The sequence below is a fragment of the Streptomyces sp. NPDC127084 genome, from assembly GCF_042724175.1.
Lineage (GTDB): Bacteria > Actinomycetota > Actinomycetes > Streptomycetales > Streptomycetaceae > Streptomyces.
Genome location: NZ_JBHXFA010000035.1, coordinates 14,051 through 30,687 on the forward strand (window position 1 = coordinate 14,051; position 16,637 = coordinate 30,687).

General features: G+C 69.4%; 13 protein-coding genes, 1 tRNA gene and 1 pseudogene. 5 read left to right on the forward strand and 10 right to left on the reverse strand.

What is annotated here, in order from left to right; genetic code table 11:
- Positions 1–66: 66 nt before the first annotated feature.
- A tRNA-Met gene (locus ACFWI9_RS11275) sits at positions 67–140 on the reverse strand.
- A 117-nt stretch (positions 141–257) separates the two neighbouring features.
- Positions 258–3,212 (reverse strand): UPF0182 family protein, encoded by a 2,955-nt coding sequence (locus ACFWI9_RS11280; RefSeq protein WP_387160856.1) that lies wholly within the window; start codon positions 3,210–3,212, stop codon positions 258–260.
- A 170-nt stretch (positions 3,213–3,382) separates the two neighbouring features.
- Here ACFWI9_RS11280 and ACFWI9_RS11285 point away from each other — a divergent pair, with 170 nt between their 5' ends.
- The gene (locus ACFWI9_RS11285) at positions 3,383–3,979 is read left to right on the forward strand and encodes a PPA1309 family protein (RefSeq protein ID WP_387160819.1); all 597 of its coding nucleotides are present in this window, start codon (positions 3,383–3,385) and stop codon (positions 3,977–3,979) included.
- A 117-nt stretch (positions 3,980–4,096) separates the two neighbouring features.
- Here ACFWI9_RS11285 and ACFWI9_RS11290 read toward each other — a convergent pair whose 3' ends face one another.
- The 4 genes from ACFWI9_RS11290 to ACFWI9_RS11305 form a co-directional block, all read right to left on the reverse strand.
- The gene (locus ACFWI9_RS11290; RefSeq protein ID WP_387160821.1) at positions 4,097–5,185 is read right to left on the reverse strand and encodes a PDZ domain-containing protein; all 1,089 of its coding nucleotides are present in this window, start codon (positions 5,183–5,185) and stop codon (positions 4,097–4,099) included.
- Between the two features lie 130 nt (positions 5,186–5,315).
- A complete protein-coding gene (locus ACFWI9_RS11295; RefSeq protein WP_387160822.1) occupies positions 5,316–5,486 on the reverse strand; it encodes a hypothetical protein in 171 nt (56 codons plus the stop codon).
- 321 nt (positions 5,487–5,807) lie between these two features.
- The gene (locus tag ACFWI9_RS11300; RefSeq protein ID WP_387160823.1) at positions 5,808–6,266 is read right to left on the reverse strand and encodes a molybdenum cofactor biosynthesis protein MoaE; all 459 of its coding nucleotides are present in this window, start codon (positions 6,264–6,266) and stop codon (positions 5,808–5,810) included.
- Between the two features lie 95 nt (positions 6,267–6,361).
- A complete protein-coding gene (locus ACFWI9_RS11305; protein WP_387160824.1) occupies positions 6,362–7,474 on the reverse strand; it encodes an SDR family oxidoreductase in 1,113 nt (370 codons plus the stop codon).
- Positions 7,475–7,743: 269 nt separating this feature from the next.
- Between ACFWI9_RS11305 and ACFWI9_RS11310 the strand changes: the two genes are divergently transcribed.
- Both ACFWI9_RS11310 and ACFWI9_RS11315 read left to right on the forward strand, forming a co-directional pair.
- Complete coding sequence (locus tag ACFWI9_RS11310) at positions 7,744–9,198, forward strand: zinc-dependent metalloprotease (protein ID WP_387160825.1); 1,455 nt, start codon at positions 7,744–7,746, stop codon at positions 9,196–9,198.
- Positions 9,195–9,716, forward strand: coding sequence for an NUDIX hydrolase (locus tag ACFWI9_RS11315; RefSeq protein ID WP_387160826.1), 522 nt, complete (start codon positions 9,195–9,197; stop codon positions 9,714–9,716). The genes ACFWI9_RS11310 and ACFWI9_RS11315 overlap by 4 nt, the downstream gene beginning before the upstream one ends.
- A 66-nt stretch (positions 9,717–9,782) precedes the next feature.
- Here ACFWI9_RS11315 and ACFWI9_RS11320 read toward each other — a convergent pair whose 3' ends face one another.
- The 4 genes and pseudogenes from ACFWI9_RS11320 to ACFWI9_RS11335 form a co-directional block, all read right to left on the reverse strand.
- Positions 9,783–10,538, reverse strand: coding sequence for an AIM24 family protein (locus ACFWI9_RS11320; RefSeq protein WP_387160828.1), 756 nt, complete (start codon positions 10,536–10,538; stop codon positions 9,783–9,785).
- Between the two features lie 19 nt (positions 10,539–10,557).
- A complete protein-coding gene (locus tag ACFWI9_RS11325; protein ID WP_387160830.1) occupies positions 10,558–11,238 on the reverse strand; it encodes an AIM24 family protein in 681 nt (226 codons plus the stop codon).
- A 13-nt stretch (positions 11,239–11,251) separates the two neighbouring features.
- Entirely contained in the window at positions 11,252–12,868 is a 1,617-nt protein-coding gene (locus tag ACFWI9_RS11330) for a TerD family protein (protein ID WP_387160832.1), read from the reverse strand.
- Between the two features lie 265 nt (positions 12,869–13,133).
- Positions 13,134–13,718: pseudogene (locus ACFWI9_RS11335) on the reverse strand (M48 family metallopeptidase); the annotation flags it as partial.
- A 259-nt stretch (positions 13,719–13,977) separates the two neighbouring features.
- On the opposite strand from ACFWI9_RS11335, the gene ACFWI9_RS11340 reads away from it, so the two are divergent.
- Both ACFWI9_RS11340 and ACFWI9_RS11345 read left to right on the forward strand, forming a co-directional pair.
- Complete coding sequence (locus ACFWI9_RS11340) at positions 13,978–15,186, forward strand: ThiF family adenylyltransferase (RefSeq protein ID WP_387160833.1); 1,209 nt, start codon at positions 13,978–13,980, stop codon at positions 15,184–15,186.
- Positions 15,179–16,594 (forward strand): ABC1 kinase family protein, encoded by a 1,416-nt coding sequence (locus ACFWI9_RS11345; RefSeq protein WP_387160834.1) that lies wholly within the window; start codon positions 15,179–15,181, stop codon positions 16,592–16,594. Before ACFWI9_RS11340 ends, ACFWI9_RS11345 begins: the two co-directional genes overlap by 8 nt.
- Positions 16,595–16,637: the final 43 nt, after the last annotated feature.

Consider the following 16,637-nt stretch of genomic DNA (forward strand, 5'->3'; position numbering starts at 1 on the left):
AACACCCAGCACCCCGCCCGACTGCCGACGGCCCGTAACCTGATGGACCCGGCCCTTCTATTTCAGTAGCGGGGACAGGATTTGAACCTGCGACCTCTGGGTTATGAGCCCAGCGAGCTACCGAGCTGCTCCACCCCGCGTCGTTGTGCGACTACCGTACCACGCCGCGTGGTGTGCCCTGGTCGGCGGCCGTTCAGGCACGCTTCGACCGCCGACCGAGGGCATCGCGCTGATCTCCGTTCAGCGCCCCAATCGCCTTACGGCGCCTGTGAAGTGGCTACCGAGGGAGCAGCCGAGGGGGCCGTCGGCGGTGCTGACGGCGCGGGTGCCCGCGCGCCGGACGACTGGGCCGCCGCCGCACGCTCCAACGCCGCCTGAAGGTCCGCCTGGGCGCGGCCGTAAGCCGTCCAGTCGTTCTTCTTCAGCGCCGCCTGACCCTCCTCGTACGCCTTCTGGGCATCCGCGATGGCCTGCTTCAGCGCCGCGTCACCTGTGGCCGGCGGCTGCGGGGTCTCGCCGGGCGGCTGCGGAGTCGTCGGCGGCGGTTGCTCGGTGCCTTCGATGCCGAACACCGCGTTGAGCGCCTCCGCAAGGCTGTCCTTGAAGACGGGCTTCCCGCCGTACGACACGGCGACCTTCTTCAGCAGCGGGTAGTTGGCGGTGCCGCCCCGTGCGTAGACCGGCTCGATGTAGAGGAAGCCTCCGTCCAACGGCACCGTCAGCAGGTTGCCGTACTCGATGTCCGAGTCCGTTCCCCTGAGGTCGCGTACGAACGTGGCGACCTCAGGCACACCGTTCAGCTCGGACTGGACCTGCTGCGGACCCTGCACGGTCGAGGTGACTCTCAACAGCCTTATCGATCCGTACTTGTCGCTCGTCGCATCCGCGTCCACCGCCATGAACGCCCCCAGGTTGGGCCGTCCACTCGGCGTGAAGGTCGTGGTCAGCGAGAACTTCTGCTCCGTGTCCCCGGGCATCTTGAGGCTCAGGTAGTACGGCGGGACCGTCCGGGTGTTCTTGTTCGTCGGGTCGTCCGGCACCTGCCAGGCGTCACTGCCGCTGTAGAACTGGTCGGGGTCGGTCACGTGGTACCGGGTCAGCAGCTCGCGCTGGACCTTGAACATGTCCTGCGGGTAGCGCAGATGAGCCTTGAGCGCGGGCGCGATGTCGCCCTTGGGCTTCACGGTGTCCGGGAAGGCCTTCATCCAGGTCTTGAGGACGGGGTCCTCGGTGTCCCACTGGTAGAGGTCCACGGTGCCGTCGTACGCGTCGACGGTCGCCTTCACCGAGTTGCGGATGTAGTTGACCTGGTTCTGCTGCGCGACCACGGCCCGCTGGCTGTCGGTCAGCGAGTCGGCCGTGGTGTCGCCCAGGGTCGTACGCGAGGCGTAGGGGTAGCCGTTGATGGTGGTGTAGGCGTCGACGATCCACTTGATGCGACCGTCGACCACCGCCGGGTAGGCGTCGCCGTCGATGGTGAGCCAGGGGGCCACCGCCTCGACGCGCTCCTTGGGCGTGCGGTTGTACAGGATCCGCGAGCCCTCGCCGATCGCGCCCGAGTACAGGATCTGCGGCTCGCTGAACGCGACGGCGTACGCGGCGCGGTTGAACGCGTTGGAGAGATCGACCCCGCTCTTGCCCCGGTAGCTGGTGGTCGCCTCGCCCTCGCTCTTGCGCTCGTAGTCGAGCTCCTTCTGCGGGCCGCCGACGATCGAGTACTGCGCGGTCTTCTCGCCGTAGTAGATCCGCTGCTCGTACTTCCCGAACTGGCCGGTCGTGGGAAGTCCCGACTCGGTGAAGTCGGGCGAGCCGACCGTCCCCTGGTCCTCGTTCGTGATCGCGTTGGTGCCCTTGGCCGCGATCGCGCCGTAACCGTGGGTGTAGGTGAAGTGGTCGTTGATCCAGTTGCGCTTGGGGATGCCCTGGACGTTGAGCTCCCGCAGACCGATCACCGTGTCCTGCGGCTTGCCGTCCGTCCCCCGGTACCGGTCGACATCCAGCGTGGCCGGGAACTGGTAGTACTTGCGCTCCTGCTGGAGCTGCTGGAAGGCGGGCGAGACCACGTTGGAGTCGACAAGCCGGTAGCTGGCGGCGGTCGTCGCCTGGTCGCGCTGCTGCGCCTTGCGCTTGGGATCGCCCTTCCCCGAGTAGTCCTCGGCCTTGGTCTGGTCGATGCCGTACGCCTTGCGCGTCGCCTCGATGTTCTTCTCGATGTACGCGGCTTCCTTGGCCTGCTCGTTCGGCTGGACCTGGAACTTCTGGACGATCGCCGGGTAGAGGCCGCCGATCAGGATCGCCGACAGGACCATCAGCCCGAGGCCGATCACCGGCAGCTGCCAGGTGCGCCGCCACAGGGTCGCGAAGAACAGCACCGCGCAGATCACGGCGATACAGAAGAGGATCGTCTTCGCCGGCAGATAGGCGTTGGCGTCGACGTAGCGCAGCCCCGTCCAGTTGCCGGCCGCCTTGAAGTCGCTGGACTTGACCGCGAGGCCGTACCGGTCGAGCCAGTAGGCGACGGCCTTGAGCGCGACGAAGAGGCCGATCAGCACCGAGAGATGGCCGGTGGCCGCGGCGGTGGCCCGGGCGCCGGGGCTGGTGATGCGCAGCCCGCCGTACAGGTAGTGGGTGAGCGCGGCGGCGATCACCGAGAGCACGGCCGCGGCGAAGCCGAAACCGAGCAGGAAGCGGTACCACGGTAGGTCGAACGCGAAGAAGGCCACGTCGAGACCGAACTGGGGGTCCTTCTGCCCGAACGGGACGCCGTTGACCCACATCAGCCATGTGCGCCACTGCGTGGAGGCGGAGGCGCCGGCGATCAGCCCGACCAGGGCGGTGACCGCGATGAGCACCCACTTCTTGTACGGGGCGATCCCCATCCGGTACCGGTCGAGGCTCTGCTGCTCCAACGACATTGCGCTGAGCGGCGGGCGGAGCCGATAGGCCAGCCAGATGTTCACCCCGACCGCGGCCGCCATCAGCAGCCCGAAGACCGCGAAGAGACCGACCTTGGTCCACAGGGTGGTCGTGAACACGGAGGAGTAGTTCACCGAGCGGTACCAGAGCCAGTCGGTCCAGAACCCGGAGAACATGACGAAGGCCATGGCCAGGACGGCCAGCACGCCCAGTGTCATCAGCAGAGTACGGGCGCGCCGGGACGGCCGACCGACTCTGATCCGTGGCCCGCTAGGGCCTCCGCCGCGGTCCGGCATCTGGAAAGCCAACGTGCGCCCCTCGAAGTTCGCGATTGTCTGAAGCGTGCGAGCGTACCCGCGCGCCGCGGGTGTACCCGGGCCCTCGCGATCGTAGGGCCCACTCATGGAACTTACTGATGCTTTACCTAGTTCCCGACAGCGGGGGCGGAGGAGGCAGGATATTGGCCATGTCCAATGAATCCCCTTCACCGTCCTCCTCGTCGTCTGATCACCAGCCGTCCCGACCCGGGACCCCGCCGGCCGGGAGCCCGCTGACCCGCGCGGTGCTCGAGATCGACGAGTACGCGTCCGGCCTGGGCTGGGACCGGCCCGCGCGGCTGTTCGCCCTGGTCGACACCGCACGGCTGCGCGCCCAGGAGCCCGGTCTCGCCGACCAGCTCGGGCTGTCGGCAGGCGACCAGGCCGAAGCGCTGACCCCGGTAGAGCAGGACGAGATCCCGTCCGGCACCCCGCTCGACGAGTTCCTCGGGACCATCGCCTGGCCCGACGCCGTGGCGGGCTGTGCCCTGACGGTGGAGCGCCTGATGCTGCCGCCGTCCGCGGAGGCGTCCGTACCGGAGGGGCTTGACGAGTCCGCTCTGGCCGCGTGGGTGGCCGCGCATCCGGGCCGCCAGGAGGTGCGGATGACCGTGGCGGTACTTCGCGACGGGACTCGGGAGTCGGCACTGCGGCTGCGCGAGAAGGACTCGCCGACGGAGGTCCTCACCGGCGCCGACCTGGTGCCGGGGCTGGCGGAGGCCCTGTCGGCGACGTTCGAAGCGTGACCCTGTGACCGTGTGACGGCGTACGCGGCGACGGCAGGGGGTGGGCTCCAGACCAGGGGGGCGCCCCCTGCCGCGGTTCGGCGGGGACCCGGCGCCCGGGGCCCGGCGCCGCGGCGATCAGCCCTTGGAGCAGCTCGGCAAGCCCTTGGTGTCCCCGCTGCGGATCTTCTCCAGGGACTTCACGGCGTCGCTGATGGCCTTGACCTTGACCAGGGTGAGCCCGGCCGGGGTGTCCGAAGCGGCGGCGGGGCAGTTGGCCTCCGGCGTCAGGAAGTACTCGGCTCCCGCGTCCCGTGCGCCGACCAGCTTCATCTCGATTCCGCCGATCGGGCCGACAACCCCCTTCTCGTCGATCGTGCCGGTGCCCGCGACGAACTTGCCGCCGGTCAGATCCTCCGGGGTGAGCTTGTCCACGATGCCCAGCGCGAACATCAGTCCCGCGCTGGGGCCGCCCACGTCGGCGAGCTTGATGTCGATGGTGAACGGGAAGGTGTGGTCCGTACCAGCGGTGATGCCGACGACGGCACGGTCGCCCTCGTCGGACTTCACCGTCTTCACCCGCACGTCCTGAGTGGCAGACGGCTCCTTGCCCGCCTTCTCCGCAGCCGCCGCCACCTTCGCGGGCACCACCGTGAAGACGACCTGCCGACCGGGGCGGTGCTTGGTGACGGCTTTGGCGACCTCTCCCGGTTCCTTGACCGGCGCCCCGTCCACGGCCTTGATCACGTCCCCCGCGTGCAGCGTGCCCTCGGCAGGGCTTCCCTTGCGGATGGAGGAGACCACCACGCGTGTGCTCACCGGGATACCGAGCTGCTTCAGTGCCGCGACCTTGGCGCTCTCCTGGGACTGGCTGAACTCCTCGGCGTTCTCCTGGTTGGACTGCTCCTCGGTCTTGCCGTCCGGGTAGAGCGTGTCGTGCGGCACCACCACGTTGTCATGAGCCAGCCAGCCGTAGACGACCTCGACCAGGTTCATCCGGTACTCCGCACCAGTGACCCTGACAGTGGTCATATTGAGGTTCCCGGAGGTCGGGTAGCTCTTGCGGCCCGAAATATGCAGCACCGGCTCACCACCGGCCTCGCCGAGTGTGTTCACCGTCGGGCCGGGCGTCATCTCGGAGTACGGCGGGGCCATGTACACGCCGACACAGAGCAGCACAATGAGGACGAGGGTGGAGGCGAGCATCGTCGCTGTGCGGCGTGGCATGGAACGACAGTACGGGACTGGTCCGTCAGTGCACTCGCCGGGCCGGGCCGTACGGGAGCGAGAACTCGGCGCACGCCTCCTGGAAGACGCGCGCCGGCGTGAGCCTCAGAACGGCCCCGCCGAAGGGACCTCAGGCAGCGTCCGAACCGGAATGGGACTTCTCCATCGCGTCCCGGAACCGCGCATAACCGGCCAGCTCGGCGACGTCTCCGGTAGTTCGGCTGCGCGAGGCCCAGCTTCCCCAGATCGCCGCACCTACGGCGGCGAAAAGCGGAATCAGCAACCAGGCAAGTGCCGCCATCCCTACCTCCCGACCCATGGACTGGTACAACCACCGCTATAGCTAGCCGATCAGCAGATTAACCATCCGTCTGTTCAACGCTGGTGGCAGGGTGGCAGTTACGCAAATCGGTTTCCCCGCCGTCGACCAGACTGCCGCCAGTCCTGTCACGGGTACCCGTGACGCACACCTGTACGCCCCAAAGAGGCGTTTAAGGGTCTATACGCAGCAAAGGCGCCGGACCCAGCCCTCACGCGTCACCCGACCACCACCCCTCAGTCGAAGGCGCTACGCGCCTACCCGCCCTCCCGTCACCCGACCACCACCCCTCAGTCGAAGGCGCTACGCGCCTACCCATTCTTCTGTTCCGTCTGAGAATTGCTGGTGCTTCCAGATGGGGACTTCGTGCTTCAGGTCGTCGATCAGCTTCCGGCAGGCGTCGAACGCCTCGCCGCGGTGCGGGCATGAGACCGCGACCACGACAGCGAGGTCCCCGACCTCAAGGTCACCCACTCGGTGGATAGCGGCCAGGGCGCGGACCGGATACTCGGCAACGATCTTCTCCGCGATACGGCGCATCTCCACCTCGGCCGTGGGGTGGCAGGAATACCCGAGCGCATCGACATCGGCGCCGCCGTCGTGATTGCGCACGGTGCCGACGAACAGCGCGGTGCCGCCCGCTGCCGCGTCGCCGACCGCACGGAAGACCTCGTCCACTGAGAGCGGGGTCTCGCGAATTTCCAGCAGTCGGATCGGATCCGCCGCCGCCTGCTCACCGGGATGATCGCTCATGTCTGCCATAGCTCCATCGTGCCGCACCATCCCGACACCCCGGAACCGCGCTTTCCGCCGGGGCTCGCAGACGGCGTTCGGAGCCTCCTACAAAGAACCGCTGCTCACAGTCCTCGCCGCTTGCGTGCCCGCCGTACCAGGGCGGCCGTACCCAGCAGCGCCACCGTCGCGCCCGCCGCACCCGCGGCCGCGGTGGCGTCCTTGCGGCCCAGGCGGCGACCCGCGACGGTGTGCCGCCCACCGACCTCCTGCAGCAACGCGGCGAGCACCTCCTCGTTGGTCCACTGGGGCCGCCACCCGGCGTCGTGCAGCCTGCCGACACTGACCACCCAGGGGTGCATCGTGTACGCGAGGTCGCCCGCGGGGGACGGGGTGAGGCCGATCCTGTGCAGCCGGGCCGCCGCGCCCAGCGCGACCGCGGACGGCAGCTCCATCCGGCGGATACCGCTGAGCTCCTCGACCTCCTCCTGCTCGAGCCAGCCGTCGCAGCCGACCGCGAACTCGCCGTCCACCTTCTCCAGCGCCGCGTACTCCAGGGCGCTCACCAGGTCCTCGACATGGCAGAACTGCCAGGTCGGCCGGGATCCGGCGACGACGAGCAGCCTCGGTGACTCGAAATAGCGGGTCAGGGCCGTGTCCGTGCCGCCCACCAGCACCGCGGGCCGGACCACCGTGACGTTCAGCCCTGGGTGGGCACGCGGGGCACGGCGGCCCAAGCGTTCGATCTCCAGCAGATCACCGACGCCGGTGGCTTCGGCGGTCGCCCGCAGCTCGGCGTCCTCGGACAGTGGGACGTCGTTGTCGGGCAGCGCCCCGTAGACCATGGCCGAGGTGCACAGCACGGCCCGGTGTACGCCCGCGGCAGCGGCGGCGGTGAGTACGGTCTGGGTGCCGCGCACGTTGTACGCGGTACGGGCGGCGGAGTCGGTCTCCAGATCCAGATCGAGCGCCAGGTGCACGACGACGTCGGCGCCGCGCAGCTTCTCGGCGATCGCCGGGTCCCGGACGTCGAGGATGTGCCAGTGGGCCTCCGGGACCTCGCCGCGCCGCTCGTCGATGGCGATGACCTGCTTGATCTCGTCGGATTCGACGAGGCGCCTCGTCAGCAGGTCTCCGATGCCCGAAGCGGCGCCGGTCACCGCGACCACGGGGCCGCGCCCCGCGGCGGGGCTGAGGGGGTTTCGCGCTGCGCGAACCTGCGGATCTGGGGAACTCACCGGGCGTCTCCAGCGGTTGTCTTCAGTACGTACGCGAAAGCCGCGCACGTACCCAGGTGGCGTCCATCCTGCCGCAGGCAGCGGGTCGGCGGAGCACCCAGCCCTCGTCCGGTCCGGATCAGCCATGGTCAGGGCCGGATCCGTATGGTCTTACGACCGGAGTCGGCCGATCACGCCACCGCGGCCAGCCAGGCCATGCTTAGGCTGGTGGTGTTGTCGGGCATTCGCCGTCGGCCTGGAGCCGGCGGCCCTACGAGCCGAGGAAACCCGTGAGTGACACCCCATTCGGATTCGGCCTTCCGCCGGAGGAGCCGGAGAACGGCGACGAGGGCAAGAAGAAGGACCCCACCGGAAGTGGGCAGGGTTCCGGTGGCGGCCAGGGCGGACCGGCCAACCCCTTCGGGTTCGGTTTCCCGGGTGCCGGAGGGCCCGGCGGCGCGGACAACCCGTTCGCCGCGATGTTCGGCTCTCTGAATCCCAACGACCTCGGCGCGGCCTTCCAGCAGCTCGGCCAGATGCTGAGCTACGAGGGCGGGCCGGTGAACTGGGACATGGCCAAGCAGATCGCCCGCCAGACGGTCTCCCAGGGCACCCAGGACGGCACAAAGGACACGAGCGTGGGCCCGGCCGAGCGTTCGGCGGTCGAGGAGGCCATGCGGCTCGCCGATCTGTGGCTCGACGGAGCGACATCGCTGCCGTCCGGTGCCACGAGCGCCGTGGCGTGGAGCCGGGCCGAGTGGGTCGAGGCGACCCTGCCCGCGTGGCAGCAGCTGGTCGACCCGGTGGCCGAGCGGGTCGGCACCGCCATGGGCGATGTGCTCCCCGACGAGATGCAGGCGATGGCCGGCCCGCTCATCGGCATGATGCGCTCCATGGGAGGCGCCATGTTCGGCCAGCAGATCGGGCAGGCCATCGGTGTGCTGGCGGGCGAGGTCGTCGGCTCGACGGACATCGGGCTGCCGCTCGGTCCCGCGGGCAGGGCCGCACTGCTCCCGCTGAACGTGGCGGCGTTCGGCAAGGATCTCGGTGTCCCCAATGACGAGGTCCGGCTTTATCTGGCACTGCGCGAGGCCGCCCACCAGCGGCTGTTCGCCCATGTGCCGTGGCTGCGCTCGCATCTGTTCGGTGCGGTCGAGGGCTACGCGCGGGGCATCAAGGTCGACACGACCAAGCTGGAGGACGTGGTCGGGCAGTTCGACCCGACGCACCCGGAGCAGTTGCAGGAGGCGCTCCAGCAGGGGATGTTCCAGCCTGAGGACACCGCGGAGCAGAAGGCCGCCCTGGCTCGGCTGGAGACAGCGCTGGCCCTGGTCGAGGGCTGGGTGGACGCCGTGGTGCACGACGCCGCCAAGAACCGGCTGACGTCGGCGGACGCTCTGCGCGAGACGCTGCGCCGGCGGCGTGCCTCCGGTGGTCCGGCCGAGCAGACCTTCGCGACGCTGATCGGCCTCCAGTTGAGGCCGCGACGGCTGCGGGACGCCTCCTGGTTGTGGGCGTCGCTGACCGACGCGCGCGGGCTCGACGGCCGCGACGCGCTGTGGGAGCACCCGGACATGCTGCCGACGGCGTCCGACCTCGACGACCCGGACGGATTCGTGCACCGTGAGCAGCTCGACTTCTCCGAGTGGGACAAGATGCTCGGCGAGGCCGCACAGGGCCGCGGCGCGGACGGCACAGGCCACGACAGCGACAGCGACAGCGACAAGGACGACACCGACAAGTGAGCCTGTACGACGACGCCGTCCACGTACTGAAGGCCTATGCGGACCAGGCGCAGCTGCGCCAGGACTACCTCGATCATCTGGCGGCGCACCCGGACGGCGTGTGGAAGGCCTGCGCGGCCGGACATCTGACGGCCAGTGCGCTGGTGATCGACCCGTCCCGGGACCGGGTGCTGCTCACCCTGCACAAGAAGCTGGGCATGTGGCTGCAGATGGGCGGCCACTGCGAGCCGGGCGACACCACTCTTGAGGCCGCGGCCCTGCGCGAGGGGTCCGAGGAGTCGGGCATCCCGGGTCTGGAGCTGCTACCGGGCGGACCGGTGCGGCTGGACCGGCATCCGATCCCCGCGCCCTGCCACTGGCACTTCGACGTGCAGTACGCGGCCGTCGCACGGCCGGACGCCGTGGCGACGATCAGTGATGAGTCGCTGGATCTGCGCTGGTTCGGGTACGACGAGGTGGCTGGGGTCGCCGACGAATCAGTCGTACTGCTGCTGGAGCGCAGCCGCGCCAGGCTGTAGCGGCGCGCCCGGGAGGGGCGGCGGGCCTCGGGTCCCGAGGTCGGGCACCGCCCCTCCCGAAAGCCGCTAGCTCCAGACGTTGCCCTGGTTCTGGGCGTGGGAGCCTTGCTGGCCCATGCCGTACTGCGCACGCAGGCCGGCCCCGATCTGAGCGTTCTGCGGCGGCAGCAGCTCACTGGGCTGCACCAGGGCGAAGCCCTGGCCGAGGAAGCTGAGCTCCCAGCCCTCTCCCGTGTTGCCCCGACGCCGCCATACGCCCGAGGAATGGGTCTGGGCCTGCATCTGGACCCGCAGCGACGAGGACCAGGCGACAATCGCGTCCGCGTCCACGTTGACGTACTTGTCCGGGGTGACCTGCATCATCAGCGGCTGCCCCGAGGTCATCAGGGCGACCTTGCCCCGCCCGGAGATATTGAGCTGGTACTTCCCGGAACCGGAGATCCCGTACTGGCTGTCCACGGCGATGACCTCGGTGTGCAGACCGGAGTCGAGCGCCAGCACATAGGCGCTGTCGACGGTCATGCCCTCCTGGTCGACGTCCACCACATGGATGTACTGCGCGAGGTTGGCGAAGTAGACCGTGCCCTGGCCGGAGCAGCGCATCAGGTCGAGGCCCTCACCGGTGCGGGCGCGGGCTCGCCGCTGGTTCCCCGACTGGTACTCGCCATCGAAGTCGACGAGCCCCTGGTAGGCGACCATGGCGCCCTTGCGGGCGAGGACATCGTCGTGTCCGGTGAGCGCCACCCGCAGGAGCTGCGGGTTCTGGACGACGTACCGTTCCTGGGACTGCTGTTCGGCATAGCTGAAAAGCGGGCTCTGCATGGTGTGTTCTCGCTCCCCCTCAGCCCCGGACCCGCAGGCGGTCGGTGCTGTCCTCACTCGGCTGTACGACGACGATGCCCTGGCCCGAGAAGGCCATCTGGTACGCCTCTCCGCTGCCCCGGCCGATCAGGGACGAGGCCTTGAAGCTGCGCTTGCCCTTCACCTTCAGATTCGGCGACCAGGCGACAAGGGCGTCCGGGTCCACGTAGGTCTCGTCATCACCGCGCCCGCAGTCCACCACGATGGGCGTGCCGCGCGAGGTGAGGGCGACCCAGCCGGTACCGGCGACCGTGACGTTCCACAGGCCCTGCCCGGCGAACTTGGCGAGGCCCTTGACGCGTTCGACACCCCACTGGAGGTGGGCGTCGAAGGCCAGGAGGTTGGTGCCGTTGACCGAGATCGAGTCGTTGTTGAGGTTGATGACGACGACATCGGCGCCGTAGTCCGCCAGATAGAGCAGACCGTCGCCGGAGCACTTCATGATGGGTGCCCCTTCGCCGGTCACCCACTGCGAGGCGACCTGGCGAACGGCGGGCGGATTGGGCTCGTACTGGATGAAGCCCTCGTACGCGACCATCGAACCGGCTCGGGCGAACAGGTCCTGACCGGTGGCCATGGCCACCTTGAGCATCGTGCGACCGTGGTTCTCCATCCGGGCCGTGACGGGGGTCGGGGCGTAGCCCGCGAGTTGCTGGTTCATTCTCCGGGCTCCCTCAGACCTCGTAGGGCTGGACGACGATGAAGTTGCCGGGCGCGCCCCGGAACTGGAGGTTCACGGTCTCCCCGCTGTGACCGGGGTAGGAGTTGCGGCGCAGCCTGACCTGGCTGGAAAGGATCACCTGGGAGGCGGCCGACCAGGCGACGATGGCGTTGGAGTCGGCGAAGGTGGTCGGGGTGACCGGAAGCACCACCGGGATGCCGTGGGTCTTCACGATGACCGTGCCGGTGCCCTGGAAGAGCATGGTGAACAGGGCGCCACCAGGGATGCCATGGCCCTCGATACGGCGGACCTCGTGCTGGAGGGACTCGTCGAAGGCGAGGACGCTCTCGGCGGAGACGCAGATTCCGTCACCCTGGAGCTCGATCGGGTGCAGATGGGCTCCGTCCTCGGCGAGGAAGACCTGGCCACGGCCGGTGCAGCGCATCAGCTGCATCTCCTGGCCCGTCGCGTTGCCGACGATCCGGCCGGCGAAACCGGCGCTCTTGTAGCTGAAGTCGATTTTTCCCTGGTACATCACCATGCTGCCTTGACGGGCCAGCACGGGAGCACCGCCCATGGCCAGGTCGACCCGCATGAGCTGCTGGTTCTGCGGGGTCCACCGCTGGCCGGTGGGCAGCTCCTTGTAGGGCTGGAGTGCCGCCTGGAGGCCGGCGCCGCTCTGGGGGACCCCTTGCGGGACGCCCTGGGGCGCACCGGGCTGGCCGTACGGGGCGGGCTGCTGGCCGAAGGCCGGGGGCTGGGCACCCGGGACCTGACCGGGCACCTGGCCGAACGGCTGCTGCTGCTGAGGCGGCTGGCCGTACGGGGCCTGCGGAGCCGGTGGGGCCTGCGGGGGGACCGCGCCCATGGGCGGGGCCATGGGCGCGGCGATGGTGGGCGCCGAATGCACCTGGGGGCCGCCGGTAGCCTGCGGGGCGGCTGGAGCGGGAGCCGGGGTGTGCGGCGCGCCGAACGCGGGCGCGGGCTGCGGAGCCACGGGTGTCTGCGGCGCCGCGGGTGCGCCGAAGGACGGGGCCTGAGCGGGCGGAGCGAACCCTGGCGCGGCCTGCGACGGCTGGGCCTGCTGCGCGGCGGGCTCCTCCTCGGCCACCTCGCCGCCGAAGTTCCTGAGCAGCGCGTCGAGTCCGCCGTCGAAGCCCTGTCCGACGGCTGCGAACCGCCAGACGTCCTTGAGGTAGAAGTCGCCCAGCATGACGGCGCGCTCGGTGGAGAACTCCGAGCCGGTGAAGGCGTATCTGACGACTTCCTCGCCACCGGCCACGATCCGGATGTATCCGGGGCCGATCTGCGACATCTGTCCGGCACCGTCGACTGTGGCGGTGAACGACAGCTTGTGGATGTTCGCCGGGACGCGGTCCAGCGTGACCCGGAACGACTCGGTGTCACCGGCCTGCGCGCCGAGTAGCTGAACGGACTCCTCAGGCGACTTCGGCTGGTTGAAGAAGATGAAATACCGGTCGTCCGAAAGCTGCTCGTTGGCATCGAGGCCGAAGCAGCTGATATCGAAGGTCAGTCCGGGCGCCGCGATCTGCACTCCCACGTACAGATCCGTCCCAGGAGTGAGATCACTGATCTTGGCCTTGTGGCCTCGTTGGAATTCCCTGGCCATGCGTTACGACCGTCCCCCATCCCGACGACTTGTGACTATGCCGCGCCAGGCTAGCCGCTACCGGCGACATTGAGTCGGGTCGGTACACGTTCGGTACAGAATCGGTGAGCGCCGTTCGCCGATCCGTTCCGGTGAACGGGTGTCAGCCGTCAGCGAGTCGACCGTCGGAACCGGCATGATCGGCCGCTTCGGAAAGGTCGCCGGAATCCGCGAGATCGACGGGATCGACGGGAACATCTGCCTCGAAACCGGCGTCGGAGCCGGAGTCGCCGGGCGGATTCGGGAGCCGGGCCGCGGCTGCCACGCCTTCGAGGTATCCGCGGGCACGTTCGGTGCGCGGATAGGCCTCCAGGAGCTTCCAGAAGCGCGGTCCATGACCGGGTACGAGCAGGTGCGCCAACTCGTGGACGAGCACGTAGTCGACCACGTACTCGGGCATGCCCTGAAGCCGGTGGGACAGGCGGATGCTGCCCTCCGCGGGGGTGCAGGAGCCCCAACGGGTGTTCTGGTTGGTCACCCAGCGCACGGAATCGGGTCTGGCCCGCCCACCGAAGTACTGCGCGGACAGCCTCGCGGCGCGCTCCGCCAGCTCCGCGTCGCCGAGGGTCCGTTTGCTCTCCTGGGCCGCGAGTTTGTCGAGCATCACCGTCACCCAGCGCTGCTCCTCCGCCTCGGACATCCGGGCGGGAATGAGCACGATCGTCCGGTCTCCCTCGCGGTAGGCGGAGACCGTTCTCCTGCGCCGGGCGCTCCTGCGCACCTCGACAGCGCTCGTCACGGGGGGCCGGGACGCGTATCGGGGCGCACTGCGCTGCCGGCTTTCGGCGCTGTGCGGTGGGTCGGCGGACACGCCCTGACGTTACCCGCTGCGCGTCGGGTAAGTCCCGCCCGCGGTCGGATAGACCTTGATCCATTCTGCGGGCCGCAACGCCACGCACGATTTGAACGATTAACACCCACCCGCTGTGGATAACTTTCCGCACCTGTCGCCGGGGTTCGGCATTCTGCTGCCAGACAGACCCGTCCGAAGGCGGACGGGTTGCACGGCAGGGATCGCGGTCCGCACGGTCAGTCAGTCCGGACCGTTTTCCGGAGAGGACGGGGGAGTTATGCATCCGATGATGAAGCGAGGACTTCGGCGGGCTTGGCGGGATTCGCGGTATGTGCAGTTCGGTGCCACGTCGGCGCATGCGGTGGTGGTCGGACCCGTCGACATGGCGACCGGGAGTCTGCTCTCGCTGATCGACGGCACCCGCGGGCTGCCTCGGCTGCGGGAGGAGGCCAGGGTGATGGGGCTGCCCGACGGTCAGGTGGACACCCTGCTGGCACGGTTGGCCTCAGCGGGGCTGGTCGACGGCACGACAGGGGGCGGGCCGGACGCCGACGCGCCGCGCAAGCGGATCGGCGACGCGCTCGACCGGTTGCGGCCCGACCTCGCATCGCTCTCGGTGGTGCACCCCGAACCAGGCGCGGCGATGGCCCGGTTGGCCGGACGGGGAGCACTGCGAGTCCAGGTACGCGGCGCTGGGCGGGTCGGTGCGGCGATCGCGGCGACGTTGTCCGCCTCCGGTGTTGGCCGGGTCGATGTCCTGGACTCGGGGGATGCCGCGCCCTGGGATGTGGCCCCCTGCGGGCTGGCACCGGAGGCGGTCGGCGAGCGCCGGGACACCGCGGGTGCCCGGCTGGTGAGGCGGTGGGCCGCGGTGGGACCGCCACGCGGGCCATACCGGCCGCCGCCGGGTGGACCGCCGCGGGATGAGCCGTCGCTCTCCCTGGTCGTCGTCGCGCCGAGGGACGGTCTCGCCGTCTACGCCCCCGATCCCGCTGTCTCCGAGCAGTGGATCGGCACCGGCACCCCGCATCTGTACGCGGGGGTGCTGGAGGCCACCGGGGTGGTGGGGCCACTGGTACTACCTGGTGGCAGCGCCTGCGCAGGTTGTCTGCTGGGGGCGAGGACGGACCGTGATCCGGCTTGGCCGCGGATGCTGGCGCAGTGGCGTTCGGGCCGTGACGCCACTTGCGCAGGACCCTGTGACTTGGGACTCGCGACTGCGGTCGCGGGGCTCGCCGCGGCCCACGCGCTGGCGTTTCTCGACGGCGACCTGCCGGCGAGCACGGGCGCCCGCTGGGAGGTTTCGCTGCCTCTCTTGGAGTGGCGGTCGGAGCGGCTCCGGGGCCACCCGGACTGCTCGTGTGGTGCGGTTGGGCAGACTGGGGAAAAGCGCGCAACGGGGGCCGGGGCCACCGCACGACGAAATGACCGGGTATCTCCTGCACGCGGCACGGCAGTCTGGGAACTGGAGGGGCGCAATGTCTGATCTTCCCCGGAAGGCGGTCACCCGTACCGCCAAATTGGCCGCTCTGCCCTTGGGCTTCGCGGGTCGCGCGACATGGGGTCTCGGCAAGCGGATCGGCGGCAAGTCCGCGGAGATCGTGGCAAGAGAGCTGCAACAGCGTACGGCGGAGCAGTTGTTCCGGGTGCTGGGCGAGCTCAAGGGCGGTGCCATGAAGATGGGGCAGGCTCTGTCCGTCTTCGAGTCCGCGCTTCCCGAGGAGGTCGCGGGCCCGTATCGGGCCGCTTTGACCAAGCTCCAGGACGCCGCTCCCCCGATGCCGACGCGCACCGTCCACGAGGTGCTGACGGAGCGTCTCGGTGAGGACTGGCGGGAGCTGTTCCTGGAGTTCGAGGACAAGCCCGCGGCAGCGGCATCGATCGGCCAGGTCCATCATGCCGTCTGGCACGACGGGCGCGAGGTCGCGGTGAAGGTGCAGTATCCAGGGGCCGGTGAGGCACTGCTCTCGGATCTCACCCAGCTGAGCAGGTTCGCCCGGCTGCTGGGTCCGCTGCTTCCGGGGATGGATATCAAACCGCTGATCACCGAGTTGCGGGACCGTGTTTCGGAGGAGCTTGACTACGGGCTGGAGGCCCGGGCCCAGCAGGAGCACGCGGCGAAGTTCCGCGGCGATCCGGATGTGATGGTCCCGGATGTGGTCCACCACGGTGACCAGGTGCTGGTGACGGAGTGGATCGGCGGTATACCGCTCTCCGAGGTGATCAGCGAGGGCACCCAGGAGCAGCGAGACCGCGCGGGCCAGTTGCTCGCCCGCTTCCTGTTCTCGGGACCGGCGCGCACGGGTCTGCTGCACGCGGACCCGCATCCGGGGAACTTCCGGCTGCTTCCGGCGGATGAGCCGGACGATGCCGGCGAGGGGTGCGGCGCCTGGCGGTTGGGCGTGCTGGACTTCGGCACGGTCGACCGGCTCCCGGGCGGGCTGCCCTCGACCATAGGCGAGTCACTGCGGCTGTCTCTGGCCGGCGACGCCGAGGCCGTCTACGGGCTTCTGCGCGAGGAAGGCTTCGTCAAGGAGTCGGTCGATCTGGAGCCCGGCGCGGTCCTCGACTATCTGCTGCCGATCATCGAGCCCGCCGAGGCCGACGTGTTCACCTTCACCCGGGGCTGGATGCGCGGTCAGGCTGCCCGGATCGCCGATCCGCGCTCCCCCGCCCACCAGTTGGGCAAGCAGCTCAATCTCCCGCCTGCGTATCTGCTGATCCACCGGGTGACGCTGAGCACCATCGGGGTGCTGTGCCAACTGAACGCCACCGTGCGTCTGCGGGACGAACTGGAGGAGTGGCTGCCGGGGTTCCTGGCGGATGCCGCGGGGGCGCACGGACCCGCCGATGAAAGGAGGGACCGGGACGATGAGCTGGTCGCGGGGGCCTGAGGCAGGCGGTGGTCTGAGGCAGGCAGACGCGGTCGGGCGGGCG